Below are 25,109 nucleotides of genomic sequence, written 5' to 3'. Positions count from 1 at the left end.
AAATATAAGTTGTTTTTATGACTTACTCATAATTATAAATTACAGAATATATAAAAGTCAAGAAATAAAAAGAAAAGTAATAGAGTTAACTCCATTACTTTTCTTCTACTTTCAATACCTCTTTGCCATCATAATAACCACAGCTTAAACAAACTCTGTGAGGTAACTTTGGCTCATGGCACTGTGGACATAATACATAAGCAGGTATTGCCAAACTATGACTATGTCTTCTTTTGTCCCTTCTTGCTTTCGATGTTCTACGCTTTGGAACTGGCATAAAATACACCTCCTACATTTTCTGCAGTAATTTATTCAAAACTGAAAGGCGTGGATCAACTTCTTTTATTTGGCAATCGCATTTTTCATGATTAAGATTTTTACCACAAATAGGACATAGACCCTTACAACCAGGTAAGCAAACAAACTTCATAGGAAGAGAAAGTTCTACATTTTCAATGACAATCTTAGTTAAATCTAATTTGTCATCTTCTACTTCATATGAATAGTCTTCATCAGCTTCATTTAAGATTTCATCTATTGAAATTATAAATTCGTGCTCAAATTCCTCAAGGCATCTATCACATGTAACTTTAATAGCGCCACGGACTAAGAGCTTTAAAATTATACCTTCACTATCATGCGTTATGTTTCCTGTAACACTGATTGGTTTACTGACTACGTAGCTGTTGTTATTTACCTCCAGAACACTTAAATTTTCAACGTAATTAACTTCAATGCTACGTCCCCTATGTCCCTTAATCTTTGATAAATCTATTTTCATTTTCTCACCCCAATATAATTGCCAAAATTAATTATACTAATGGGGTAAACATTTGTCAAGAATACTATTTTATACTCTCTACAATCTTTTCAGTATCCTTTGCAATCATATACTCCTCATTAGTCGGCACAACCATAACATATACCTTTGAATCTGCGGTCGATATTATAGCTTCTTTACCTCTTACATTATTTTTATCTTTGTCTAGTTTGAAACCTAAAAATTCCAATCCATCAAGTATAAACTCTCTTACTTCAGGACCATTTTCACCAATACCTGCCGTGAACACAATGACATCAGCACCACCCATTGCTGCTGCGTAAGAGCCTATTGTCTTTTTTACACGATATGCAAATACATTTAATGCAAGTTGTGCTCTCTTGTTACCATTTTTAAAAGCAGCATCCTCCAAATCTCTAAAATCACTACTTATTCCTGAAATACCATATACGCCTGACTTTTTATTCAATATGTTGACTACTTCTTCTGCAGTAATATTTTCTTTCTCCATTAGATATGAAATTATAGATGGATCAATGCTTCCTGAACGTGTTCCCATAGCCAAACCTTCTAACGGTGTAAATCCCATGCTTGTATCTATTGATTTTCCATTTTTAACTGCAGCTATGCTTGAACCATTTCCAAGATGGCATGTTATAATTTTCAAACTTTCAATAGGTTTATTAAGTATTTCTGCCGCCCTCTGTGAAACATATTTATGGGATGTACCATGAAATCCATATTTTCTAATTTTATACTTTGTATAGTACTCATATGGAATCGGATAAAGATAAGCATAATCAGGCATTGTCTGATGAAAGGCTGTATCAAAAACAGCAACCATTGGAACGTCTGGCATAATTTGCTTACAGGCTTTAATTCCTTCTATGTTTGCGGGGTTATGCAGAGGAGCTAATTCTATGCAATCTGTTATCGCCTTTAAAACATCATCATTTATAAGAACAGATGAAGTAAAATATTCTCCTCCATGTACAACTCTATGTCCAACTGCATCAATTTCTGACATATCCTTTATAACACCGTAATCACTATTTACCAATGCATCCAAAACTAATTTAATTGCATCCTTGTGGTCTTTCATATCTTTTTTTATTTTTATTTTTTCGCCGTTTGCATTGTGTGTTAAAAGCGAATCGTTTATCCCTATTCTTTCAGCAAGGCCTTTAGCTAAAACATTTCCATCCTTTGATTCGATTAATTGATACTTTAATGATGAACTTCCACAATTTATAACAAGTATTTTCATAATTTTCATCCTCCATACCATAGCTTTTTTATTGAGCTTGTACAGCCGTTGTAGCAATTACATCAATAATGTCTTTATAGCTGCATCCTCTAGATAAGTCATTTACAGGTGCTCCCATTCCTTGCGTTATCGGACCTATAGCATTTGCTTTTGCCAATCTTTGTACGAGCTTATAACCAATATTACCTGCTTGTAAATCAGGGAATATAAGCACATTAGCACGTCCTGCAACAGGACTTCCAGGTGCTTTTAACTCGGCTACTTCTTTAACAAGTGCAGCATCTAATTGCAATTCACCATCTATTGCTACATCTGGCATCAAATTTTTAGCAATTTCAGTAGCTGTTCTCACTTTATCGACTAATTCATGTGATGCGCTGCCTTTCGTTGAAAATGAAAGCATAGCAACCCTTGGTTCCATCCCCAATAAAGTTTTTGCAGTATTTGCAGATTGTACTGCTATAGATGCAAGTTCTTCTGCATTTGGTGACGGATTAACAGCACAATCAGCAAACAAAAATACTCCATTTTCACCAAATTCACAATTAGGAACTTCCATTATAAAAAAGCTTGATACAATCTTTGCATTTGGCGCTGTTTTTATAATTTGAAATGCTGGCCTTAGTAAATCAGCAGTCGCATGAATAGCTCCAGATACCAATCCGTCTGCATAACCTTCTTTTACCATCATACAGCCAAAATAAATATTATCTTTAATAGTCTCTTTAGCTTTTTCCAGCGTAATCCCCTTACTTTTTCTGAGTTCATAGAAGTCACTTGCATATTTATCAAATTTTTCTGACTTTAGAGGATCGATAATCTCGGCTTTTGAGATATCTAATCCTCCAGCAGCGTTTCTTATCTCATCTGCGTTTCCTAAAAGGATTAAATCTGCAATCCCTTCCTTCAGCACTATATCGGCCGCTTTCAGCGTTCTTGGCTCTGCACCTTCTGGCAAAACTATTTTCTTTTTATTGCTTTTTGCTTTTTCAATAATGTTTTGAATAATACTCATAAAATCTTCCCTTCCTTTTAATTATTTATGTTAATATTTTCTCCAAAATTAAAAATGGAGAAATATATTGTATACACATTTTACATTTTAACATATTTTTTATAAAATAATAAGTAAAAAACAAACATTTTTTAGAAAGGTTTTTAATAATGAGTATTTTGGGAGTAATTGTAGAATATAATCCTCTCCACAATGGGCACATATACCATATAAAAAAATCAATTGAAACAACAGGTGCAGATTTTGTCATTGCAATTATGAGTGGTAACTTTGTTCAACGAGGAATACCATCTATTATTGACAAGTGGTCAAGAGCAGAAACCGCATTATTATCAGGCATTGACTTAGTAATAGAATTGCCAACAATATATGCAGTCTCTACAGCAGAAAATTTCGCATATGGAGCAGTAAAGCTGTTAGATTCACTAAATGTCATTGACTATATTTCATTTGGGAGTGAATTGGGTTCAATTGATAAATTATATAAAATATCAAAATTCCTTTTAAACGAACCAGAAGATTATAAAGTGATTTTAAAAAGTTATTTAAAAAGAGGAATAACTTATGCAAAAGCACGTGAAATAGCTCTGTCAGAGTATTTTGGAGCAAATATTAATGATATAGTTGGAAATCCTAATAACATACTTGGCATTGAATACATAAAAAGCTTGATAAAGATAAATAGCAATATCAAGCCTGTAACCATAAAAAGACTCGGCCCTGGATATAATTCTATGAAAGCGGAGGATTCTTTTGCTAGTGCTACATATTTAAGAGAAGTTATAATAAATAAAGATTACTCTGTATTGAGCAAGTATATGCCAGAATATTCTATTGAAATTTTAAAAAGTTGTATTGATAAAGGTCATGGACCAGTCACTCTAGAGAATTTTAGCAATATAATAACATATCTGCTAAGAAACAATTATAGTATCGAAAATGTTTTTGATGTTACAGAAGGATTGCAAAATCGCATTAAAAGGGCTTCATCCCTTTTCAATAATGTAGATGAAATCATAGGCTATATAAAAACTAAAAGGTACACAGAAAGCAGAATAAGAAGAATATTACTGCATGTTTTATTAGGCATAGAATCCAATATATATTCAAGGTACGATGGCCCAAACTACATAAGAATATTAGGGGCGAATAAAAAGGGCCTTGAACTTTTAAAGATGATTAAAAATAAGACTGAAATACCAATTATAACAAAGGTTTCAAACTATAAAAAAATATTGTCTGATACATATATGTTCGAAAAGGATATTAAAGCAACTGACATATATACTCTAGCATATGAGAATGACTCAGTGTCAGGACTAGATTTTACCAAAAAGTTTATTGTAATAAAATAGTCATTTTATCATCCCCTTTTAAATAAAAATATAATGTGGAAACATAAAAGGGGGAAATATTTTGAAAGAAAATAAATCAAGAAATCTTCTAGTTATATCAGTACTGTTTATTGTTGTTTCAATTATTGTATTCCCAAAAAATTCTCTCTCAGCAGCAAAAGCAGGAATTAATTTATGGCTGTTTACAGTATTTCCTGCTTTGCTTCCATTTTTTATTGGCTCTGAATTATTGTTACAGCTAGGATTCGTAAAAAACATTGGAAAATTTTTAGAACCTATAATGCGGCCTTTGTTTAATGTCTCTGGAAATGGAGCTTTTGCTATGGCAGTCGGCTATACGTCTGGTTATCCTGTCGGAGCTCAAGTAATAAAAAGATTATGGGAAGAAAAACTTTTAAACACATCGGAAGCAGAAAGATTGATGACATTTTGCAACAACTCAGGCCCGCTATTCATGCTAGGTGTTGTTGCTATGGGCATGTTTAACAACCCAAAAATTGGATATATTGTAATGTTATCAAATTACCTGGGCTCATTTGCAACAGGTATCATATTTAGAAAACATAAGTTTAAGGAAGAAAATAGAAAGAATTTTAATTTAAGTAAAGGCGCTAAAAACAAATCTAATTATATTAATACTAATTTTGGTGAAATTTTAGGTACTGCTGTTACAACATCCATGAACACAATGATCGTCATTGGTGGATATATAATTGCTTTTTCTGTTTTAATAGAATTCTTAAAAGTTTACGGATTAATTAATATTATAGGAAAAATACTAGCACCTGTTTTTGAAATAATAGGATTTAATAAGAGCTTAATACCGGGATATATTAGTGGACTAATGGAAATAACAATAGGTTCCAGCTTGATTAGCCAAGCAACAGCGCCATTATTTCAAAAAGTCATCTTAGTAAGCTCAATATTAGCATGGGGTGGTTTTTCAACTCATGGTCAGGTAATAGGCGTTATAAACAGTACAAAGATAAATTACTTCCCGTATTTCATTGCAAAAATAATACATAGCATTATGGCTGCATTATTTTCTTATATATTTCTGAAATTTATGAACATTGGTGAGACCTCGGTATCAGAAGTTTTCTTTCAAGGAAATGTAAAAACTATGTTAAACATGTTTGAAACCTCATCATACATATTTATTGCACTGTTGTTGACGATAATTTTTCTGATAATCATCTTATCGTTGACAAAAAAAGAGGCATGATTATTTTATGCCTCTTAGCTCATCTCTATTGTTTTTTATTGTATTTAAAAGTTCTGTAACATTTTTTTCAAGTTTAGCTAATAACTCATCAGCGTAATCTTTGCTTCCAAGTCTAATTTCCTTAGCATTTGTCTGAGCTTGAGCTATAATTTCTGACGCTTTTTTCTCAGCTTTTTTAACTATTTCACTTTCGTTTACCATTTGATTTATTCTTTGTTCAGCCTCTTTTAAAATTGTTTCTGCATCTTGCTGTGCTTCAATCAATATTTTTTGTCTTTCCTGCTTGATCCATTCAGCCCTTTTTAATTCATCAGGAATTTTAATTCTTATCTGCTTTATAATTTCAAGAATTTCCTCTTTGTTTACTAATGTTTTTTGTGATAATGGTATCGTAGAACTATTCTCTATGTAGTCTTCTAATGTATCTAATAATTCTAAAACCTCAAGGTTATCAGTCGCTTCCAATAAAATGCCCCCTTATTTTTTTAGTTTTTTAAATATGTGCTTTATAACTGAATCTGGAACGAGATCCGATAAACACCCCCCAAAACTTGCGACTTCCTTTACTATGCTAGAGCTTAAATAGCCATATTTATTGCTGGTCATAAAAAATATTGTTTCGACTTCGGGATTAAGCTTTTTATTTATCAATGCCATCTGAAATTCATATTCAAAGTCTGAAACCATTCGTAAGCCTTTAACAATTATTTTTGAATTAACTTTTTCTAGGTATTCAATAAGCAAACCAGAAAAACAATCGATTTCCACATTTTCAATATCAGATGTTACTTCTTTTAACATTTCAACTCTCTCTTCTACTGAAAACATAGGAGTTTTTGATGGATTAATTAACACTGCTACAATTAATTTATCGAAAACTTTTGCCCCTCTTTTAATTATATCTAAATGTCCATTTGTTACTGGATCAAAGCTCCCTGGATACACTGCTATATTCATTTGCTGCCTCCTTATAAAAAGTTAATACAGTTTCGCCGTATTTCTTAACTCTAACTTTTTGCAAGTTTCCATATTTATCATTTAAAATATCATTTTTGTGATGTTCAACAATTATGTAACCACATGAATCCAATAGTTTATATTCGCTGATTTTATTTAATGGTTCCACATATAAATTTTTGTAGTATGGTGGATCTATGTATATAATATCAAATTTAATGTTATTTTTGCTGAAATAATATAAAGCATCAAGGACATCCATATGCAAAACTTTTGCATTGTCAGTTGAATCAAGTAACTTTATATTATCGTTTATATATTTAATATTATTATATACTTTTTCTACAAAGTAGCAAATATTAGCACCTCTGCTTAATGCTTCGATACCGATACTTCCAGTTCCAGAAAATAAATCTAAAAATCTTGAATTATATATATCAGCACCAATAATATTAAATAATGACTCTTTAACCATGTCAGATGTAGGTCTTATTGCTTTTCCTGGTGGGCATTTTAATTTTCTACCTTTGGCTTTTCCAGATATAACCCTCAAAATTACACCTCCAATACTAAAATATTTTAGCATATTTTACGATAAGATACAAAATAATGTATAAAAAATTTGAAATATGGAAAATAATATAATTGGGAAACCAATTTCCCCAAAATTCTTCCTTCAATTTCTCCTCTCCCAATCCAGGTAGTCAACTACCTGGATTATTTTAATTAAAAAGGGTAACCATACAGGCTACCCTTTTATTTAACTATTTCAATGTTCCATTATTAGCGATTTGGCTTTCAGCCATTTGGATCATTTTTCTTACCATATGACCACCTACAGCGCCGCAATCACGGGATGTAAGTGTACCCCAATAACCATCGGCTGGAGGATTTATTCCAAGTTCGCTTGCTATTTCATATTTCCATTTGCTCATAGCTTGCTTTGCTTCTCTTACTACAAGCGGATTCTTTGTCTCTGAACCTGCTGCCATTTTTATCACCTCCATTTAATGATTTCAATATTAATTTATCCATATACAATTTATATATACATGTTAATATTTTCATATATATAAAACGATATTTAATTTTTAATTTTACATAATTTATTTTTCGTAAATAAGTTTATTTAAAAAAGATACCCCGAAGGGTATCTTTTTATTATCTAAGTGTACCTTTATTAGCGATTTGGCTTTCAGCCATTTGGATCATTTTTCTTACCATATGGCCACCTACAGCACCGCAATCACGGGATGTAAGTGTACCCCAATAACCATCGGCTGGAGGATTTATTCCAAGTTCGCTTGCTATTTCATATTTCCATTTGCTCATAGCTTGCTTTGCTTCTCTTACTACAAGCGGATTCTTTGTCTCTGAACCTGCTGCCATTTTTATCACCTCCATTTAATGATTTCAATATTAATTTATCCATATACAATTTATATATACATGTTAATATTTTCATATATATAAAACGATATTTAATTTTTAATTTTACATAATTTATTTTTCGTAAATAAGTTTATTTAAAAAAGATACCCCGAAGGGTATCTTTTTATTATCTAAGTGTACCTTTATTAGCGATTTGGCTTTCAGCCATTTGGATCATTTTTCTTACCATATGGCCACCTACAGCACCGCAATCACGGGATGTAAGTGTACCCCAATAACCATCGGCTGGAGGATTTATTCCAAGTTCGCTTGCTATTTCATATTTCCATTTGCTCATAGCTTGCTTTGCTTCTCTTACTACAAGCGGATTCTTTGTCTCTGAACCTGCTGCCATTTTTATCACCTCCATTTAATGATTTCAATATTAATTTACCCAAAAAGAATTTCTATAAACTATAATTTCATTAGCAAAATTGTATAAAGGTGATAAAAATGGTTTATTATTTAATCTAATTCAAAAAATATACCAACTGCATATGGACCTGCATGAACGCCAGCTGAGCAACCAGCTCTATTCTTAATAAAATTCGCAACTCCAAACTCGTTTCTAATGGCATTTTCAATTTCAAGCATAAACTCTTCTCTATCAGTGTGCAGCAATCCTATCTCCTTTCTTTTGAAATTAACATTTGTTTCTTTCATATAGTTTATTATCCACTTTATTGCATTTTTTCTTCCTCGTACCTTATCTTTTATTTCTAACTCTCCATCATTATTGACTAAAATAGGCTTTATATTTAAAATACTACCTAGTATAGCCTGTGATTTTTTTAATCTTCCACCTCTATAAAGATATTCTAAAGAATCAAAAATCATTATATAACTTATTTTTGGTATCATGTCATTGATTTTGCCAACTATCTCATCTCTTGTACTACCGTTTCGAGCCATTTTAGCAGCTTCTATAACTAAAAGTCCAGAACCTAACGAAAAGTTTTTCGAATCGAGCACTGTTATTTTTGAATTTTTTAAGTTTTCTTTAGCCAATAATGCTGATTGGTATGTACCACTCAATTTAGATGACAATAGAATGCAGATAATTTCATCATAGCTTTTTAATAAATCGCTAAAAACTTCCATAAATTCAATTGGAGATATTTGAGATGTTGTCGGCGTTTTCCCTGAATTTAACAGATCGTAGAAATAATCTTTTTTTATATCTATCCCATCTTTGTAAGATACACCATCAATGTCAATAGTCAAGGGAACAACATAAATATCGTACAATTTTACTATGTCATCAGGTATATCTGATACACTGTCTGTAACTATAGCAATCTTGCTCATTTTGATTTCCTCCCTCATGTTAATTTAATACAATCCCTTCCAATTTATCTTTAAATCGCTCAATTAGTTCGGCTTTCATCTTATCATGCCTTTTGAATGTAATATCGTTGTTTAAAAATTTTTCAACAGCTTTTTGAGCCAATTTCAATATTTCAATATCTTCAAAAATATTTGCTAATTTCAATTCTGGCAATCCATGCTGCTTTACACCAAAAAATTCACCTGGTCCTCTTATTTCCAAATCTTTTTCAGCAATTTTAAAACCATCATTAGTTTCAGTCATCACTTTCAATCTTTTTTTAACAACATCTGAATATGAATATGCTATAAGGATACAATAAGATTGATGCGATGATCTTCCTACACGTCCTCTTAATTGATGAAGTTGTGCCAACCCAAATCTTTCAGCATTTTCAATAACAATAACTGAAGCATTTGGCACATTCACGCCAACTTCTATAACCGTTGTAGACACTAATATATCTATTTTCCCATTAACAAATTCATTCATAACTTTATTCTTATCATTTGAGTTCATTCCACCATGTACTAAACCAACTCTAAATTCTTTAAAAACCCCTTTGTAAATCTCTTCATATACAACTTCTGCCGATTTTGCATTAATCAGGTTTGAATCTTCTATTAATGGACAAACAATATACGCTTGACGTCCTTTTTTTACTTCATTTATGACAAATTTATATGCTCTATCTCTTAAAGTAGCACTTATTGCATATGTCTCTATTTTCTTTCGTCCCGGTGGCAATTCATCTATCACAGATATATCTAAATCACCATATAACATAAGTGCCAATGTTCTTGGTATAGGCGTTGCCGTCATCACTAAGACATCCGTTTGTTCACCTTTTTCTTTAAATACGGCTCTTTGTCGAACGCCAAACCTGTGTTGCTCATCAGTTATTGCTAAACCTAAATTTTTGAATTGTACATTTTCCTCAATTAAAGAATGAGTACCAACTAATATATCAATTTCGCCATTTCTAATTCCCTCAATAATATTGTTTTTCTTTCTAGTACCAATACTTCCAGTAAGCAATTCAATTTTTATATTTAATTCGTCATATAGTTCTTTTAAAGTATAATAATGCTGTTTTGCAAGTATTTCTGTCGGAGCCATTATAGAAGCCTGATATCCGTTTTTCACAGCGACATACATGGCTGCTGCTGCTATAATCGTCTTTCCTGAGCCAACATCGCCTTGCAAAAGCCTATTCATTACTTTCCCTGAACACATATCATCAAGTATTTCATTTAAAACTCTCTCCTGCGCTTGTGTAAGGCGAAATTTTAACTTGCTAAAAAAATCTTTTAAATCGACACGTTTAAACTTTATACCTGTTTTTCCTTCATTGTATTTATTTTTTATCAAAGCTAACCCTAATTGCAAAATAAAAAATTCTTGAAAAACAAGTCTATATTTGGATTTTTCAAGCATTTTTGAAGACTCAGGAAAATGTATATTTTTTATTGCACTTTTAATATCTAGCAAATTATATTCTTCTAAAAAATTTTCATCAAATATTTCTTCTATGTCATTTAAATATTCTTTCAAAAGATTGAAAATTATATTCCTTATAACTTTTTGGCTCAGTCCTTCAGTTAATTTATATATTGGCACAATCCTTCCAGCATTGATATTTAGACTATCGCTTCTATCCATAATCGGATTCTCTACATATATCTGTCCATATTTATAAGAAACTTTGCCATTTATAATATATTCTTCACCTAATTTAAAATTGCTCTTTATGTACGGCTGATTATACCAAACAAGTTCAACCGCACCACTTCCATCTTTAACAGGTATCTTTGTAATAGTTAATCTTTTTACTTTATATTCCCTTGCTTTACCCGCTATATAAGCCTTAAAAGTCTGCTTTTCACCGATCTTAAGCATATCTATTGGTATTATTTTATCTCTATTTTCATATTCTTTTGGATAATATTCCAGCGCATCCTTTACTGTTTCTATGCCAATTTTTTTTAATAATATAGCTCTTTTAGGACCTACTCCCTTTACATATTGTATAGATTTTGAAAGATCCATATAATCACCTATTCAATGGAAATTACATAATAATACAAGGGCTGTCCACCATATTGAATGTCTATATCTCCGTCAAATGAAATAAAATCTTGTAAGTCCTTTGCTTTATCTTTCGAAACATCTTTACCATAATAAATAGTTATTATAGAAGCATCATCAGATATATTATCGCTTATAATTTTTAAAGCGACTTCGTTATAATCAGTACCAATTGCAGTAAATTTACCATCTACAAATCCTAATATGTCACCACTTTTAATATTTATTCCATCAATAACTGAGTCCCTTATAGAATATGTTATTTCTATTGTTGTAATTTTCTCAATTGTATCATTTATGCTTCTTATTACATCATCTATACTCATATTTGCATCGACATTTATTATTGCACTGACTGCCTGATTGAAACTTTCAGTAGCGATCACATATATGTTTTTATCAGACATCGACATGGCTTGTTCACAAGTCATGATTATGTTCTTATTATTTGGAAAGACAATTATATTTTCAGTATTTATTTTTTCTAACCCCTTTAAAATATCCAAAGCACTAGGATTCATAGTTTGTCCCCCATCAATTACAACGTCACATCCTAATTCTTTGAATATTTTACTTATTCCATCTCCAGGAGATACAGCCAAAAATCCATATTTTTTAGCAGGAAGACTATTATCTTGTTTTAAATTATTTTTTGTTTCCAATATGATATTTTCATGTTGAATTTTCATATTGTCAATTTTGACCTTTAATAAATCACCATACTTTAAGCCCTCTTGCAGTACTAAACCAGGATTATTTGTATGAATATGCACTTTTATAAGATCGTCATCACCAACAACAATTAAACTGTCACCAAAAGATTCTATTTCACTTTTCAACTTATAAGACATTTGTGAATTGGCATTTATAAGCATTTCCGTACAATATTTGAAATTTATATTTGTCAGGTCAGCTTCATTTGTAGAAACATCGTTTGTTGTATATTCTTGAACAACTTCATGTCCTTTTATTGTTTCCAGCATTCCTAACAATATAAACAAAAACCCTTTACCACCAGAATCGACTACACCAGCCTGTTTCAATACAGGTAGCAAATCAGGAGTCCTTTCAACTGATTCTGCAGCAGCTTTTACAATCCCATCAATAAATACTTCAAAGTCCTTTATTTTGCTTAATTTTAAAGCTTTATTGGCACAGTCTTTAACAACAGTCAGAATAGTCCCTTCAGTAGGTTTCATCACTGCTTTATAAGCAACAGAAGAACCCATATTTAGCGCTTCTGCAAAATCTTTTGTAGTGATTATATCGTGATTTAAAAGGCTTTTAGCAAATCCTCTAATAATTTGTGACAAAATCACACCCGAATTTCCCTTGGCTCCCAGCAAAGCACCCCTTGAAAGACTATTTAATATATCGTTTATATTATCGGATGCTTTTTCCATTTCTTTAACAGCATAATTTAAAGTGTATGCCATATTAGAACCAGTATCACCATCTGGAACCGGAAAGACATTTAATTTATTCACTTCATCAGATTTATTTGATAAATATTGAGCCCCACCTTTAAATAAAAGTTTTAAAGTTTTACCATCTATATGATCCAACAGTATTTCCTCCTCAGATATCAACTTTTATGCTCTGCACATTTACGACTACATTTTTAACTTTGATTCCAGTAAATGTCTCTATAGTATACTTAACTTTTTCAATTATATTTGCTGCAACAGTTTTTATATTTACACCGTACTCAACTATAATGTACAAATCTATAACCATTCCGTCTTCGTCTGATGTAATCTTAATTCCCTTACCTGATTGTTCATTTTTAAAAAGCTCTATGAGTCCATCAGGTCCACGCTTTCCTAAGCCAACAATACCATAACATTCAGAAGTCGCATAACTCGCTATAGATGCAATAACATCTGTAGAAATATCTATTTTACCTAAGTTATTTTTGGTTTGATCCATTTATATAACCTCCTATCATAATTATATTTTACCTTATCCTGTTTAAATCATCAACAAAGGAAAAATAATTACTATATTATGGAACTATTTATTAAATTTTAATTCAAAAAGTATTTACATATATGAAATATAATGTTAAAATATCATTGTTGTGTAAATGCATAAATTAAGTTCATTAATTATTAACCTTGAAGAAAATTTATTTTTTTGTTAAAATGGTATTGTTGACAAAAAGGAGGTGCACATGATGAGAAAATGCGACGTTTGTGGAAAAACACCAATGGCAGGGTATCAATATAGTCATTCCCACAGAAAATCAATAAAGAAATGGCAGCCAAATTTAAAACGTGTTAGAGCTATTGTTGATGGAACACCTGTAAGATTAAATGTTTGTACGAAATGTTTAAAATCAGGGAAGGTTAAGAGGGCCATATAAAGAAAGACGTGCATAAATGCACGCTTTTTATTTTTTACCTTTGATTATAGAACTTAAAAATTTTTTAATAAAACCGGGAATTTTAAAATAAAAGACTTTCGGTTCTTTTTTCTTGCTCATATTTATCCCCCTTTATCATTTCTATTCTAAACTATTTATTTACTATTTGAAATATGCATTAATATAATATCCGATCATTATAACAGATAGACCTAGTAGTACCATCCATAGCCAGCTAGGTATGTATATTACAAGAATAAAAATTCCTAAAGCCATAATTATATATCCTATTGAGTAATTCATTTTTTTATTTAAGTTTCTTATTTTTCTATATATTTTGTTCCACATAAAACCCCCTCCTTACACAATAATATTTTATTCGAAAGGAAAGGGTAATGTGCTAATCTTTAGATTTTATTACTAATAATAATCCACTGTCAATTTTAATCTTAATCTTATTATTTATAAAAACATTGCTTATACCATAAGGCATATCCAATGACATATCCTGCCCTGATAAAGAATAATATAATCCATCAGTGTATATTCCCTTTACATCTGTACTATATGGAATTAATGAAACAATGTCACCTATCTTGCCTTCTAATTCTAAAGACCTATCTACAAGATGAATTTCATTTTTTTCGCTTGCTATTATTCCCTTTATATTTCTTTTTAGTAGGTACAATAGAAGTGACAGATTTGCTATAGAATGATCAAATCTGCTTCCTGTTGATGCTATATATATGATTTCATCAGTTCCAAGTTCTATAGCTTTAAGCGTCGCTAACTGAGTATCTGTTTCATCTTTCTCTGTTGGATATTTATCTACTTGAACGCCATCTTTTTTATAATAGTCAATAATTTGTTTATCTGCCGAATCAAGATCTCCTATAATGAGATTGGGAACTATTCCTAATTTATATGCAATATTTGCACCACCATCAGCACAAATTACATAATCGCAATTATTAATTAATTCCCTTATATAATCAGAGTCGTTAAACTCCCCATTTGAAATAATGCATGTTTTCATCTTTTTACTGCACCTCTAAGTTTTTTTATATTTTCTCCAGGGTCGCCACTACCAAATATTGAGGATCCTGCCACTATCACATCAGCTCCAGCAAAAACTACATCATTGATGTTGTCTACATTAATCCCACCGTCAACCTCTATCTTGAAATTCAATCCTCTACTTTTTCTAATATATGCTAGTTCACGTATTTTTTCATACATTTCATCTATAAATACCTGTCCCCCAAACCCAGGATTTACAGTCATTATCAGAACCATATCAACCGATGGCAGTACATATTTCAATGTTTCTAACGGTGTTGCTGGATTTAATGCAACACTAGCCATAATACCAATAGATTTAATAAACTGCAACGTTCTATCTAAATGTAAACATGCTTCCTGATGAACCGTGATATTTTTTGCCCCTGCTTCGGCAAATTCTTTTATGTATTTATCAGGATCTTCTATCATTAAATGTACATCAAAGGGAATATCAGTCTTACCTTTCAAAGCCTTTAATACCAACGGGCCAATTGTAATATTTGGAACAAAATGTCCATCCATTACATCTATATGTAAAAATTCAGGTTTTTCTTTTTCAGCTTTTTTTATATCAGATAGTAAATTCCCAAAGTCTGCAGATAATATAGATGGAGAAATTTCCATTCTCAATATCTCCTCCTTTTATTAGACTTTAACTCATTATATAAATTTAGATAATTAGAATATCGTATTTTATCTATTAACCCATTACTTACGGCAATTTTTACGCCACAATCAGGTTCATTTATGTGCAAACACGATTTAAATCTGCAATTTGTTTCATATTCTTTAAAATCTCTAAAATAATATTTAAGTTCAGCTTCATCTAAATCTAAATTTAATGAAGTAAAACCAGGCGTATCTAATACATAGCCGTTTTCAAAAGGAATAAGCTCTACACTTCTTGTAGTATGTTTTCCTCTTAGCAGCTTTTCGCTTAAATCTCCAATTTCCTGCTTATTAGTTCCATGTATACAATTTATTAACGATGATTTTCCTACGCCTGACGGCCCTGTAAAAAACGAAGTTTTTCCAATCAACATTGCCTTTAACTTATCAATACCACTATTATCAAACTTTGAAGTAGCAATAACGTCATAGCCTAAATTTTTATATAAATTATACAATGGTAGAAAAACATCTTCAGTCACTAAATCAATCTTATTTATACATATTACAGGGTGTATTTCATTTAATTCAGTTAATATAATCATTTTATCAAGCTGTAGTCTATTTAAAACAGGATTTACAATAGAAAAAGTTATTATTGCTTGATCAACATTAGATACTGGCGGTCTTACTAATTCATTTTTTCTGTTATGTATATTTATTATGAAACCATCTTTTAAATTTTCTGTTTCAATATCAACATTATCCCCTACTATTGGTACGATGTTTGATATTCTGAATTTACCACGAGCACGGCATTCTATAATGCCATGCTCGGTATATACATAATAAAACCCTCCAATGCCTCTTATAATTCTGCCAGTTAACCTCACTAAAATTTCGCCCCCATTGTCTTATATATACTGCCATTTATATCAACTTCTATAATAACATTTCCTTTGCCACTAACAGGAACTGTTATTGGACTATCAGCAGAAGTAAAAGTATTAGAATATTGTAATGTTTTATTGCCATCTTGTATCACATAAACATCAACTTTCATAGTCCCTTCTTGATTTGGTAAATCTATTGTAATATTTTTTGTTTTGTAATCAGATGGTAATTGTGATTGCTGCTGTTGCTGCTGAACTGCTTTACTGACAATTAAATCTACAGATTTACCTTTTTGTATACTGGTGCCTTGGGGAATACTCTGGTCTATTACAAAGTTGTCAGGCACACTATCGCTAGACTGGGTTGTTATATTACCAACTTTAAGACCGACATTTTCCAATGCTTTTGTTGCATCGTCAAGTGACATATTTACAACATTAGGTACTGTTACCATTTCTGGACCTTTGCTTACGTAAAGATCAACAACAGTATTGCTTTCAACTTGAACACCTTGCCTTGGATTTTGGTCATACACATAACCATTAGGATAGCTGTCATTATAATCCCAAATCAAGTTAGCATTTAAACCGCTATTTTTAATTTTTAATTGTGCATCCCTATATTCACTGCCTATAACATTTGGCACGACTGATGTCTGTTTGCCTTTACTAACCACTACATTTACTGTACTTCCTTTCTTTACCCTTTCCCCAGCTGGCGGATTCTGTGATAAAATTGTATTAGTTGGTGCATCGCTGTACTGGCTATCTGTTATGTTCAATTTTAAATTATTGCTTTCTAAAATGCTTGTTGCCTTATCAAGAGTTTGCCCTTTTATATTAGGAACAGTTACTTCATCTGCTATTGCCATGTTATTCAAAAAATACATGGTTCCATACGATAGCGATGCCATTAATGCCAGAATTAGCAATGCAATTCCTATATTTCTAAAAATTTTGCCACTCTTTTTCTTCTTTTTAAGAGTCTTCGTTCCTGATAGCTTCTCATTTATTTCTTCAGATTTCATGACCCGCGTTACATTATTATCATTTTCATCTGCTATAATCAATTTATCTGGATTATTTATATATGTCTCAATATCATTTAATAGTTCGCTTGCACTTTTATATCTAAAATTTATATCTTTTTCTGTTGCCTTTAATACTATTTTATCCAGTTTGTACGGTACTTTTGGATTTATTTTAGATGGCGGCACAATATTTTCTTGTATATGCTTTAATGCAACTGAAATTGGGCTTTCACCTTCGAAAGGAACTTTACCTGTAAGCATCTCATACATAACAATTCCTAGAGAATATATATCAGTCTTTTCATCTATCATAGCACCTTTCGCTTGTTCAGGCGAGAAATAATAAGCAGTACCAAGCACATCTCCGCCACCATATGTTATTGTTGAACCATTTGCAGCCCTAGCTATCCCAAAATCGGTAACCTTCACAATATTATCATCTGTTACTAGTATATTCTGTGGCTTTATATCCCTGTGGACAATATGATTTTTATGAGCATGTTCCAATGCACTGCAAACCTGCCTTGTTATGTCGAGAGCTTTTGGTAAAGGCAAAGGCCCATTAGCGTCTCTTATCAATTGTTTTAATGTTTTACCATTTACATACTCCATTACAATATAATAAATATCTCCCTCTTGACCTACATCATATATACTTACTATATTAGGATGAGAAAGGCTAGCTGCTGCTTGTGATTCTCTTTTAAATCTTCTCACAAATTCTTCATCTGCTACAAATTCAGAGCGCAATATTTTTATGGCAACTATTCTATTTAAAAGATGGCATTTAGCTTTATAAACCTTTGCCATACCACCTTCACCAATTTTTTCCAATATCTCGTATCGGTTGCCAAGCATTCTCCCTATCATATTGTCACGCCTCCTTTACCGCCACAATTGTAATGTTATCATATCCACCATTTTGTTTGGCAAGTTTTATTAAATTATCACATACTTCGTTTATATTTTCAGAATTTTTAAACTCTTCAAGAATCAAATCATCTGTAAGCATGTTGGTCAATCCATCTGTGCACAACAAATAAACATCATTTTTTAAAACCTTACCAGTAAATATATCAACTTCTATATCCTCATCAATGCCCAATGCCCTAGTTATTATATTTTTTTGCGGATGAATTCTTGCTTCTTCCTGCGTTATCCTACCTAATTTTACTAGTTCTTCCACATATGAGTGATCTTCTGTAATTTGAATAAGACTACCATCTCTAATGAGGTATGCTCTGCTATCTCCAATATGACCGACAAAATAGTTATCATTTTCTATTAAAAGTAAAGTTAATGTTGTACCCATTCCAGTTAAATCTATATCAGAAAACGACTTGTTAAAAACAAAAGAATTTGCTGTTGTTATTGCATCTTTTATAAATTTTTTTATTGATTCGTCATCTTTGTTACAATTATCATAATTGTCAAAAAAATACTTAGTTACTGTCTCTACCGCATATTTGCTTGCAACCTCTCCACCGTTGCATCCACCCATGCCGTCAGCAACTATAAAAAGATTTAGATTCTTATTATCAGAAATATAATACGAATCTTCATTATTTTCTCTAACATTGCCTGTATCTGTCAAAGCATATACTAACATTTGTTTTATTTCACCCTTCCAGCTAAATATTTCCTTCTCAATTGCCCACAAGCAGCGTCAATATCACTACCAAGCTCACGCCTAACTGTACACGTAATGCCATTTTCTTCAAGAGTATTTTTGAAAGCCATTATTTTCCTATTGTCAGCTTTCTTATATCCAATTTCACCTACATAATTAATTGGTATCAAATTAACATGGCACAGAAGACCCTTTAAGAGCTTTGATAATTTTACGCTTATCTCATGGCTATCATTTACATCTTTTATTAGCGAATATTCAAAAGTCACTCTTCTATGAGTCTTATCAATATAATACTTACATGCTTTTATCAAATCTTTTATGGGATATACCTTATTTATTGGCATCAACTGTGTTCTTAAATCATCCGTAGGTGCATGTAATGATATAGACAAATTAACACCTAAACCTTCATTTGCAAAATCATAAATTTTCGGAACAATCCCACATGTAGAAATAGTAATATGCCTTATGCCTATGCTCATACCAAAGGGATTATTGACAATTTTTATGAATTTCATAACCTCATCATAATTGTCAAATGGCTCTCCACTGCCCATCAATACTATATTTGATATTTTACCATAATCATTATTCATTATAAGAACTTCATCTACCATTTCAGATGCTTTTAAATTTCTAACTTTTCCTTCAATTCCTGATGCGCAAAATGAGCATTTCATATTGCATCCTACCTGAGTAGATATACAGGAAGTATTGCCAAAACTATACTTTATAGCCACACCTTCAACTATATTTTCATCCTCAAGTAAAAAAAGATACTTTGCTGTCTCGTCTACATCTGAAACCAATTTCCGAACAATTTTTAAGCTAGATATATATGCTATATTTTTTAATTTTTGTCTCAACTCTTTTTTTAAATCTGTCATATCATCGAAATTTGTTACTCCTCTATAGATCCATTGAAAAACTTGCTTTGCTCTGTACTTTGTTTCTCCAATATCGATAAAAAATTTTTCTAGTTCATCAATAGTCATATTTTTTAAATCGACCAATTAAAACGCCTCCAAATTTTCTTACAGATATTATATCATAAAAAATTAGTTATTTCTCTGCATTTTGCATATAAAAAAACCATCTGTATTGTTTATATTTGGTAGCAGTTGTATACATCCTCTATCATCTACATAAGATATTAATTTCTCTGGCAAAAAAGGCCTTATATCAGAAATCTTAAACTCTTTATTTTCATTTAAAAACTTATCAACTACATTCATATTTTCTTCTCTGCCTATTGTGCAAGTGCTGTATAAAATATACCCACCCCTTTTTACATATTTAGAGCTGGAAGAAAGTATGCGATACTGTATGTTATTTAGTTCTTCAAAATCTTTCTCTGTATAATTTTTCAATTTTATATCCGGTTTTTTTCTTATGATCCCTATTCCACTGCATGGAACATCAACAAGAACTTTATCAGCTTTATCAATATATTCACTATTTACATTAGTTGAATCAAATACAAGTGCATCTATATTATCTATGCCTAATCTCCTGCAATTTCTTTTTATTAAGTCTATTTTATGTTCATATATGTCAAACGCTACTATTTTACCTTTGTTATTCATTAATTGAGACAGATGAGTAGTTTTTCCTCCAGGCGCACTGCAAACATCCATCACCATGTCGTCAGGCTCCGGAGATAAAACCTTTGAAATAATCATGGCTCCTTCATCTTGAACCTGTATTAATCCATCATTATACATTTCATCATTGGTAATATTTTTTAAGCCTATATAGTAAGCCTCATCATTGTACAATCCTTTTTTATAGTTAAGTCCCCTATACTTTAATTTTTTTTCAAAACTTTTTCCATCAATCTTTAAAGTATTAATCCTGATTGATATTTCAGGTCTGCCATTAAGCGATTCTAATATACTCTCTGTAGCATCTCTATCGTAATTATTTAACAGTCTTTTAACAATCCATTCAGGAAATGAATATTTAAAAGATAAATATTCGGTTAAGTTTTCATCAGGTTGTAAAAACTTAATCTGCTTAGTATTGCGTAAATAACTTCGCAATACTGCATTGACAAACTTAGAAGCATACTTTCCTACATACTTTTTTGCAAGATTAACTGATTCATTTATAGCTGCATAATCGGGAACCTTGTCCATATACATTAGCTGAAACAAACCCATTTCAAGTATTATAAGAACCTTATCGTCAATTTTTTTAATACCTCTCGTTGAGTAATGATCGATAATATGATCTAGCGTATACTTTCTTTCTATCGGCCCAAAAACTATCTCTTTAATAAAACTTTTATCTACGTCTTCTATTTCATCATTATTTAAATATTTATTAAGCACAATATTTAAATAACCTTTTTTTGCAAATACGTCGTATAAAATTTTAAAAGCAATATCTCGCTGATTCATAATACACCTCTGTATTTATTTAAAATACTCAAATAACTTTTATCAATAAAAAATAAAATGTCTAAAAAAGAAGGGATAGAAAATTAGTCTCTCCTATCCCTTAGTATTAATAATCTGACAAGATTCATAATAGAGGCAAATGCCGCAGCAACATAAGTTAATGCTGCTGCATTAAGCACTTGCCTTGCTGGATAAAGTTCATCCCTCATAAAGAGTCCACCTGACTCAAGAAGCTTTATAGCTCTATTGCTTGCATTCAGCTCCACAGGCAGTGTTATTATCTGAAATAAAACTACTGCTGAAAATAATATAATGCCTATATCGATTAGCTGTGTAGAACCAAATATAAATCCCACTATCAAAAGCGGCCAAGAAACACTGGTGCCAATATTAGCGACTGGAACAATGGCGTTTCTTAATTTGAGTGGAATATATCCACTAGCATGCTGTATTGCATGTCCTGTTTCATGTGCTGCAACACCTATAGCTGCTATAGAATCACTTCCATATACTGTCTGAGACAACCTCAATACCCTGCTTCTTGGATCATAATGATCAGTTAAACTTCCTGGTATCATTTCAATACTTACATCATAAAGCCCTGCTTCATTAAGCAATCTTCTAGCAACTTCATATGCTCTATAGCCATATCTATTTCTGACATTTGAGTATTTACTAAACGTACTTTGAACTTTAAATTGTGCATACATCGCAAGCAAAATTGCAGGTATAAGCAAAATATATGTGGGATCATAATACCAAAACATAATACTATCCTCCATTCGTGAAATTTATGATCGCTTTTTCAATCTCATTTATATTTACCTTTGTATTAAAACATGGACCATTAGGTCTTGTATTTATTATACCATAAACGGGTATTTTTTTTACATCCAATATTCCACTTGTCAAATCTCTTTCACAAGCAATGGCAATAATAGCTTTGGGCTTTATATCTTTCACGACTTTTCTTGCCAATGTACCTCCTGTTGCGACTGCAACTTTAACGCCATACTTATCTTTTAATTTTATTAGATCACTGACTTGGCATTTTCCACACCTTCGGCAATTATCAATATCGTTTGTCACTTTAAATTTACATTCATTAAATTGTAAACAATGTGGCGTCAATATTAAAAGTTCCTCAGGCAAATATTTCTCATGTCTAGAATTAACCAAAAAATTATTTATATTTGTAAAAGACTGCTGAAATTTTTCTCTATCAATGCCTAAAAATCCACCTAATATCTGTAATACTGGATACGAAGCATCTATTAAAGTTAACAATATCTTATTTAATGTACGGTTATTACTTTTGCTATAAACTAAATATATAAAACCAATAATACAAAAAATCAAAAAAATAGTCACTATTGAAAAAAACAAAATTAAAGAGCCCATTAATAAATTGTACATTACAGAGCTTTTACTTTTTAATATGAACAATAGAAATAAAATTCCGGCAATCAATAAAATTATTAATACACTTAAAAGACCTAAAAATATACGTTTTTTACCTGTCAAAATTATATCCCCTCTAATTGTTCACCTTTTTCAATTGTATGGCCCCTCAAAAATTCTTCCACAGTCATTCTTCTTTTACCTTCTGATTGAATTTCTAATATTTTTAATGCATCTTTGCCACATTTAACTATTAAAGCACTGCCTGTAGTAATTATAGTGCCCGGCTTTTCTTTACCTTCATATGAATATACTTCTGCTGCCCATATTTTTAACATATTGCCTTTATAATACGTATATGCTACAGGCCAGGGTCTCAGTCCTCTTACAAGATTTTTTATCTCAACTGCGCTCTTTTGCCAATCAATAAGTCCTATAGATTTTTCCAATATTGGAGCATATGTTGCCTTGCTATCATCTTGCTTTACAGGCTTTAATGCACCATCTACCATTTTATTAATCGCTTCAATCAAAGCATTTCCACCAAGAACAGCTAATTTGTCATGAACAGTTTCAGAATTATCTTCTTCCAATATAGGGATAGACTTTTGCAATAAAATATCGCCGGTATCCAATCCTTTTTCCATATACATGATTGTTATTCCTGTTTCCTTTTCGCCATTTATAACCGCCCAATTTATTGGTGCTGCACCTCTATACTTTGGGAGCAAAGATGCATGTACATTAATACAACCATACCTTGGTATTTGCAATATCTCTTCAGGCAGAATTTTACCATACGCAGCCACAACAATCAAATCCGGATTCAGCTTCCTTAACTTATCAAATACTTCTTTATTATTTTTAAGTTTTGGCGGCTGGAATACGTCTATATTGTTTTTTATAGCACACTCTTTTACAGGAGAATAAGATATTTTTTTGCCTCTACCTCTTGGCTTGTCAGGTTGAGTTATAACCAGCATTACATTATGGCCGAACTCAATCAGCTTTTCAAGAGATGGAACAGCAAATTCAGGTGTTCCCATAAACACAATGTTCAAATCACTCAGCCTCCAGTTTTTCTTCTTCATCTTCATTTATAATCCTTATCGCTTTGTCAATAAATAATACTCCGTTCAGATGATCTATTTCATGTGATAATGCTCTAGCTAAAAAGTCTTCTCCTTCTATTTCCTTTATATCTCCATTTCTGTCTTGATACTTAACCTTGATTTTCTTAGGTCTTTTAACTTCCGCAGTTACATTTGGTACACTTAAGCAACCTTCTTGTCCTATCTGCTCCCCTTCTTCTAGAATTATTTCTGGATTTATCAATTCAATGAGGCCATCGCCTATATCTATGACAACCAGCTTTCTTAAAATTCCGATTTGGTTCGCAGCAAGTCCAACACCATCTGCACTATACATAGTTTCTGCCATATCATCTAAAATCATTAATATATGATCATCAATCTTTTCAACATATTTTGCCTTCTTATATAATACAGGATCTCCTATTTTTCTAATATACCTCAATGCCATAAAAATCCTCCTTAAATTAAATTTAGCGGGTCCAAATCAAACGATATTTTAATGCCTCTATGCAACTTAAGAGTATTTAAAACATCGCAAACATTCTGCAAAATACCTCTATCGCTGGATTTTATAATAATCTGCCACCTATAGTTATTCTTTATTCTTTCTATAGGAGCAGACGACGGACCTAACACTTTATTATAGCTCTTTTTTTCACTTTTGTTAATAGTTTTATAAACTAAATTATACACTGACGCTGCACAATTTACCACATCATTTTTTATAGGACCTGAAATTACAATATTTAGCAAATGTGTAAAAGGTGGATACATGTAAATTTCTCTATACCGAATTTCCTCGTTATAAAATGATTCATAATCTTGATTTTTTGCTGATACAATACTGTAATTATCTTCTTCATATGTTTGAATAATTACTCTTCCAGGTTTACTTCCTCGCCCAGCTCTTCCTGCTACCTGAGTTAAAAGCTGAAAAGTTTTTTCACCCGATCTAAAATCTGTTATATTTAGCGTTACATCAGCTAAGACTACTCCAACCAATGTTACATTAGGAATATCAAAGCCTTTCGATATCATTTGAGTACCTATTAAAATATCTGCATGTCCATTTTTGAACTCATTGAAAATTTTTTCATGGGCTCCTTTTGTTTTCGTAGTATCTACATCCATTCTTAAAACTCTGCTTCTAGGAAATAATTTTTTTATTTCTTT

30 protein-coding genes are annotated in these 25,109 nt (G+C 31.4%); 3 read left to right on the top strand and 27 right to left on the bottom strand.

All coding sequences use genetic code 11. The features are described from left to right. Positions 1–94: 94 nt before the first annotated feature. From rpmF to pta, 4 genes are all read right to left on the bottom strand, one after another. Positions 95–277, bottom strand: a complete 183-nt coding sequence (gene rpmF / locus Q2T46_RS00150) for a 50S ribosomal protein L32 (protein ID WP_013297976.1) — start codon at positions 275–277, stop codon at positions 95–97. 12 nt (positions 278–289) lie between these two features. Continuing rightward, positions 290–781 (bottom strand): DUF177 domain-containing protein, encoded by a 492-nt coding sequence (locus Q2T46_RS00145; protein ID WP_303264780.1) that lies wholly within the window; start codon positions 779–781, stop codon positions 290–292. 64 nt (positions 782–845) lie between these two features. Next, a complete protein-coding gene (locus Q2T46_RS00140; RefSeq protein ID WP_303264781.1) occupies positions 846–2,048 on the bottom strand; it encodes an acetate kinase in 1,203 nt (400 codons plus the stop codon). 28 nt (positions 2,049–2,076) lie between these two features. After that, on the bottom strand, positions 2,077–3,063 hold the full coding sequence (gene pta / locus Q2T46_RS00135) for a phosphate acetyltransferase (RefSeq protein WP_303264782.1): 987 nt from the start codon (positions 3,061–3,063) through the stop codon (positions 2,077–2,079). 149 nt (positions 3,064–3,212) lie between these two features. Between pta and Q2T46_RS00130 the strand changes: the two genes are divergently transcribed. Both Q2T46_RS00130 and ylbJ read left to right on the top strand, forming a co-directional pair. Continuing rightward, positions 3,213–4,418: a nucleotidyltransferase gene (locus Q2T46_RS00130; protein WP_303264783.1), complete on the top strand. Its 1,206-nt coding sequence runs from the start codon at positions 3,213–3,215 to the stop codon at positions 4,416–4,418. Positions 4,419–4,479: 61 nt separating this feature from the next. Next, positions 4,480–5,643, top strand: a complete 1,164-nt coding sequence (gene ylbJ / locus Q2T46_RS00125) for a sporulation integral membrane protein YlbJ (RefSeq protein ID WP_303264784.1) — start codon at positions 4,480–4,482, stop codon at positions 5,641–5,643. On the opposite strand, the gene Q2T46_RS00120 is transcribed toward ylbJ, so the two are convergent. The 10 genes from Q2T46_RS00120 to Q2T46_RS00075 form a co-directional block, all read right to left on the bottom strand. Next, the gene (locus Q2T46_RS00120; protein WP_303264785.1) at positions 5,644–6,108 is read right to left on the bottom strand and encodes an ATPase; all 465 of its coding nucleotides are present in this window, start codon (positions 6,106–6,108) and stop codon (positions 5,644–5,646) included. Positions 6,109–6,120: 12 nt separating this feature from the next. After that, positions 6,121–6,600, bottom strand: a complete 480-nt coding sequence (coaD, locus tag Q2T46_RS00115) for a pantetheine-phosphate adenylyltransferase (protein ID WP_303264786.1) — start codon at positions 6,598–6,600, stop codon at positions 6,121–6,123. Further along, a complete protein-coding gene (gene rsmD, locus Q2T46_RS00110) occupies positions 6,569–7,153 on the bottom strand; it encodes a 16S rRNA (guanine(966)-N(2))-methyltransferase RsmD (protein WP_303264787.1) in 585 nt (194 codons plus the stop codon). Before rsmD ends, coaD begins: the two co-directional genes overlap by 32 nt. A gap of 211 nt (positions 7,154–7,364) precedes the next feature. Then, on the bottom strand, positions 7,365–7,592 hold the full coding sequence (locus Q2T46_RS00105; protein ID WP_013297985.1) for an alpha/beta-type small acid-soluble spore protein: 228 nt from the start codon (positions 7,590–7,592) through the stop codon (positions 7,365–7,367). A gap of 169 nt (positions 7,593–7,761) precedes the next feature. After that, positions 7,762–7,989, bottom strand: coding sequence for an alpha/beta-type small acid-soluble spore protein (locus Q2T46_RS00100; RefSeq protein ID WP_013297986.1), 228 nt, complete (start codon positions 7,987–7,989; stop codon positions 7,762–7,764). A 169-nt stretch (positions 7,990–8,158) separates the two neighbouring features. Beyond that, a complete protein-coding gene (locus Q2T46_RS00095) occupies positions 8,159–8,386 on the bottom strand; it encodes an alpha/beta-type small acid-soluble spore protein (protein ID WP_013297986.1) in 228 nt (75 codons plus the stop codon). Positions 8,387–8,496: 110 nt separating this feature from the next. Further along, positions 8,497–9,339, bottom strand: a complete 843-nt coding sequence (locus Q2T46_RS00090) for a DegV family protein (protein ID WP_303264788.1) — start codon at positions 9,337–9,339, stop codon at positions 8,497–8,499. A 19-nt stretch (positions 9,340–9,358) separates the two neighbouring features. Beyond that, a complete protein-coding gene (gene recG, locus Q2T46_RS00085; RefSeq protein WP_303264789.1) occupies positions 9,359–11,407 on the bottom strand; it encodes an ATP-dependent DNA helicase RecG in 2,049 nt (682 codons plus the stop codon). 8 nt (positions 11,408–11,415) lie between these two features. After that, on the bottom strand, positions 11,416–13,014 hold the full coding sequence (locus Q2T46_RS00080; RefSeq protein WP_303265734.1) for a DAK2 domain-containing protein: 1,599 nt from the start codon (positions 13,012–13,014) through the stop codon (positions 11,416–11,418). 10 nt (positions 13,015–13,024) lie between these two features. Next, positions 13,025–13,375, bottom strand: coding sequence for an Asp23/Gls24 family envelope stress response protein (locus tag Q2T46_RS00075; RefSeq protein ID WP_013297990.1), 351 nt, complete (start codon positions 13,373–13,375; stop codon positions 13,025–13,027). 244 nt (positions 13,376–13,619) lie between these two features. Here Q2T46_RS00075 and rpmB point away from each other — a divergent pair, with 244 nt between their 5' ends. After that, positions 13,620–13,811, top strand: coding sequence for a 50S ribosomal protein L28 (rpmB, locus tag Q2T46_RS00070; protein ID WP_399387663.1), 192 nt, complete (start codon positions 13,620–13,622; stop codon positions 13,809–13,811). A 162-nt stretch (positions 13,812–13,973) separates the two neighbouring features. On the opposite strand, the gene Q2T46_RS00065 is transcribed toward rpmB, so the two are convergent. The 13 genes from Q2T46_RS00065 to priA all read right to left on the bottom strand — a co-directional run. Next, the gene (locus Q2T46_RS00065) at positions 13,974–14,159 is read right to left on the bottom strand and encodes a hypothetical protein (RefSeq protein WP_303264790.1); all 186 of its coding nucleotides are present in this window, start codon (positions 14,157–14,159) and stop codon (positions 13,974–13,976) included. A gap of 52 nt (positions 14,160–14,211) precedes the next feature. Then, positions 14,212–14,847: a thiamine diphosphokinase gene (locus tag Q2T46_RS00060; RefSeq protein WP_303264791.1), complete on the bottom strand. Its 636-nt coding sequence runs from the start codon at positions 14,845–14,847 to the stop codon at positions 14,212–14,214. Beyond that, a complete protein-coding gene (rpe, locus tag Q2T46_RS00055; protein ID WP_303265736.1) occupies positions 14,844–15,497 on the bottom strand; it encodes a ribulose-phosphate 3-epimerase in 654 nt (217 codons plus the stop codon). Before rpe ends, Q2T46_RS00060 begins: the two co-directional genes overlap by 4 nt. Before the next feature lie 2 nt (positions 15,498–15,499). After that, positions 15,500–16,375 (bottom strand): ribosome small subunit-dependent GTPase A, encoded by an 876-nt coding sequence (rsgA, locus tag Q2T46_RS00050; RefSeq protein ID WP_303264792.1) that lies wholly within the window; start codon positions 16,373–16,375, stop codon positions 15,500–15,502. Beyond that, positions 16,375–18,276, bottom strand: coding sequence for a Stk1 family PASTA domain-containing Ser/Thr kinase (pknB, locus tag Q2T46_RS00045; protein WP_303264793.1), 1,902 nt, complete (start codon positions 18,274–18,276; stop codon positions 16,375–16,377). Before pknB ends, rsgA begins: the two co-directional genes overlap by 1 nt. A gap of 4 nt (positions 18,277–18,280) precedes the next feature. After that, a complete protein-coding gene (locus tag Q2T46_RS00040; protein WP_303264794.1) occupies positions 18,281–19,015 on the bottom strand; it encodes a Stp1/IreP family PP2C-type Ser/Thr phosphatase in 735 nt (244 codons plus the stop codon). Positions 19,016–19,020: 5 nt separating this feature from the next. Next, positions 19,021–20,052 (bottom strand): 23S rRNA (adenine(2503)-C(2))-methyltransferase RlmN, encoded by a 1,032-nt coding sequence (gene rlmN / locus Q2T46_RS00035; RefSeq protein WP_303264795.1) that lies wholly within the window; start codon positions 20,050–20,052, stop codon positions 19,021–19,023. A gap of 45 nt (positions 20,053–20,097) precedes the next feature. Next, the gene (rsmB, locus tag Q2T46_RS00030) at positions 20,098–21,441 is read right to left on the bottom strand and encodes a 16S rRNA (cytosine(967)-C(5))-methyltransferase RsmB (protein WP_303264796.1); all 1,344 of its coding nucleotides are present in this window, start codon (positions 21,439–21,441) and stop codon (positions 20,098–20,100) included. A gap of 83 nt (positions 21,442–21,524) precedes the next feature. Continuing rightward, a complete protein-coding gene (locus Q2T46_RS00025) occupies positions 21,525–22,208 on the bottom strand; it encodes a zinc metallopeptidase (RefSeq protein ID WP_303264797.1) in 684 nt (227 codons plus the stop codon). A 4-nt stretch (positions 22,209–22,212) separates the two neighbouring features. Continuing rightward, positions 22,213–22,965 carry a DUF116 domain-containing protein gene (locus tag Q2T46_RS00020; protein WP_303264798.1) on the bottom strand — a complete coding sequence of 251 codons (753 nt, stop codon included), beginning with the start codon at positions 22,963–22,965 and terminating at the stop codon, positions 22,213–22,215. Positions 22,966–22,967: 2 nt separating this feature from the next. After that, positions 22,968–23,903 (bottom strand): methionyl-tRNA formyltransferase, encoded by a 936-nt coding sequence (fmt, locus tag Q2T46_RS00015; protein WP_303264799.1) that lies wholly within the window; start codon positions 23,901–23,903, stop codon positions 22,968–22,970. Position 23,904: 1 nt separating this feature from the next. Continuing rightward, positions 23,905–24,384, bottom strand: a complete 480-nt coding sequence (def, locus tag Q2T46_RS00010) for a peptide deformylase (protein WP_303264800.1) — start codon at positions 24,382–24,384, stop codon at positions 23,905–23,907. Between the two features lie 11 nt (positions 24,385–24,395). Beyond that, a partial coding sequence (gene priA, locus Q2T46_RS00005) for a primosomal protein N' (RefSeq protein WP_311062441.1) occupies positions 24,396–25,109 on the bottom strand: 714 nt, incomplete at its 5' end.

It is taken from the genome of Thermoanaerobacterium sp. CMT5567-10 (assembly GCF_030534315.2).
Taxonomy (GTDB): domain Bacteria; phylum Bacillota; class Thermoanaerobacteria; order Thermoanaerobacterales; family Thermoanaerobacteraceae; genus Thermoanaerobacterium.
The sequence above is the reverse complement of the archived record's forward strand: the minus strand, read 5'-3'. Positions and strand labels throughout refer to the sequence as shown.

Coding starts and splice junctions, on each gene's coding strand:
- Q2T46_RS00105 (WP_013297985.1), bottom strand. CDS start 7,592: ATGGCAGCAGGTTCAGAGACAAAGAATCCGCTTGTAGTAAGAGAAGCA.
- Q2T46_RS00130 (WP_303264783.1), top strand. CDS start 3,213: ATGAGTATTTTGGGAGTAATTGTAGAATATAATCCTCTCCACAATGGG.
- Q2T46_RS00025 (WP_303264797.1), bottom strand. CDS start 22,208: ATGTTTTGGTATTATGATCCCACATATATTTTGCTTATACCTGCAATT.
- Q2T46_RS00090 (WP_303264788.1), bottom strand. CDS start 9,339: ATGAGCAAGATTGCTATAGTTACAGACAGTGTATCAGATATACCTGAT.
- Q2T46_RS00140 (WP_303264781.1), bottom strand. CDS start 2,048: ATGAAAATACTTGTTATAAATTGTGGAAGTTCATCATTAAAGTATCAA.
- recG (WP_303264789.1), bottom strand. CDS start 11,407: ATGGATCTTTCAAAATCTATACAATATGTAAAGGGAGTAGGTCCTAAA.
- Q2T46_RS00145 (WP_303264780.1), bottom strand. CDS start 781: ATGAAAATAGATTTATCAAAGATTAAGGGACATAGGGGACGTAGCATT.
- pta (WP_303264782.1), bottom strand. CDS start 3,063: ATGAGTATTATTCAAAACATTATTGAAAAAGCAAAAAGCAATAAAAAG.
- rsmB (WP_303264796.1), bottom strand. CDS start 21,441: ATGAATCAGCGAGATATTGCTTTTAAAATTTTATACGACGTATTTGCA.
- rpe (WP_303265736.1), bottom strand. CDS start 15,497: ATGGAAATTTCTCCATCTATATTATCTGCAGACTTTGGGAATTTACTA.
- Q2T46_RS00060 (WP_303264791.1), bottom strand. CDS start 14,847: ATGAAAACATGCATTATTTCAAATGGGGAGTTTAACGACTCTGATTAT.
- def (WP_303264800.1), bottom strand. CDS start 24,384: ATGGCATTGAGGTATATTAGAAAAATAGGAGATCCTGTATTATATAAG.
- Q2T46_RS00040 (WP_303264794.1), bottom strand. CDS start 19,015: ATGTTAGTATATGCTTTGACAGATACAGGCAATGTTAGAGAAAATAAT.
- Q2T46_RS00100 (WP_013297986.1), bottom strand. CDS start 7,989: ATGGCAGCAGGTTCAGAGACAAAGAATCCGCTTGTAGTAAGAGAAGCA.
- rpmF (WP_013297976.1), bottom strand. CDS start 277: ATGCCAGTTCCAAAGCGTAGAACATCGAAAGCAAGAAGGGACAAAAGA.
- Q2T46_RS00075 (WP_013297990.1), bottom strand. CDS start 13,375: ATGGATCAAACCAAAAATAACTTAGGTAAAATAGATATTTCTACAGAT.
- rpmB (WP_399387663.1), top strand. CDS start 13,620: ATGATGAGAAAATGCGACGTTTGTGGAAAAACACCAATGGCAGGGTAT.
- Q2T46_RS00065 (WP_303264790.1), bottom strand. CDS start 14,159: ATGTGGAACAAAATATATAGAAAAATAAGAAACTTAAATAAAAAAATG.
- Q2T46_RS00095 (WP_013297986.1), bottom strand. CDS start 8,386: ATGGCAGCAGGTTCAGAGACAAAGAATCCGCTTGTAGTAAGAGAAGCA.
- coaD (WP_303264786.1), bottom strand. CDS start 6,600: ATGAATATAGCAGTGTATCCAGGGAGCTTTGATCCAGTAACAAATGGA.
- pknB (WP_303264793.1), bottom strand. CDS start 18,276: ATGATAGGGAGAATGCTTGGCAACCGATACGAGATATTGGAAAAAATT.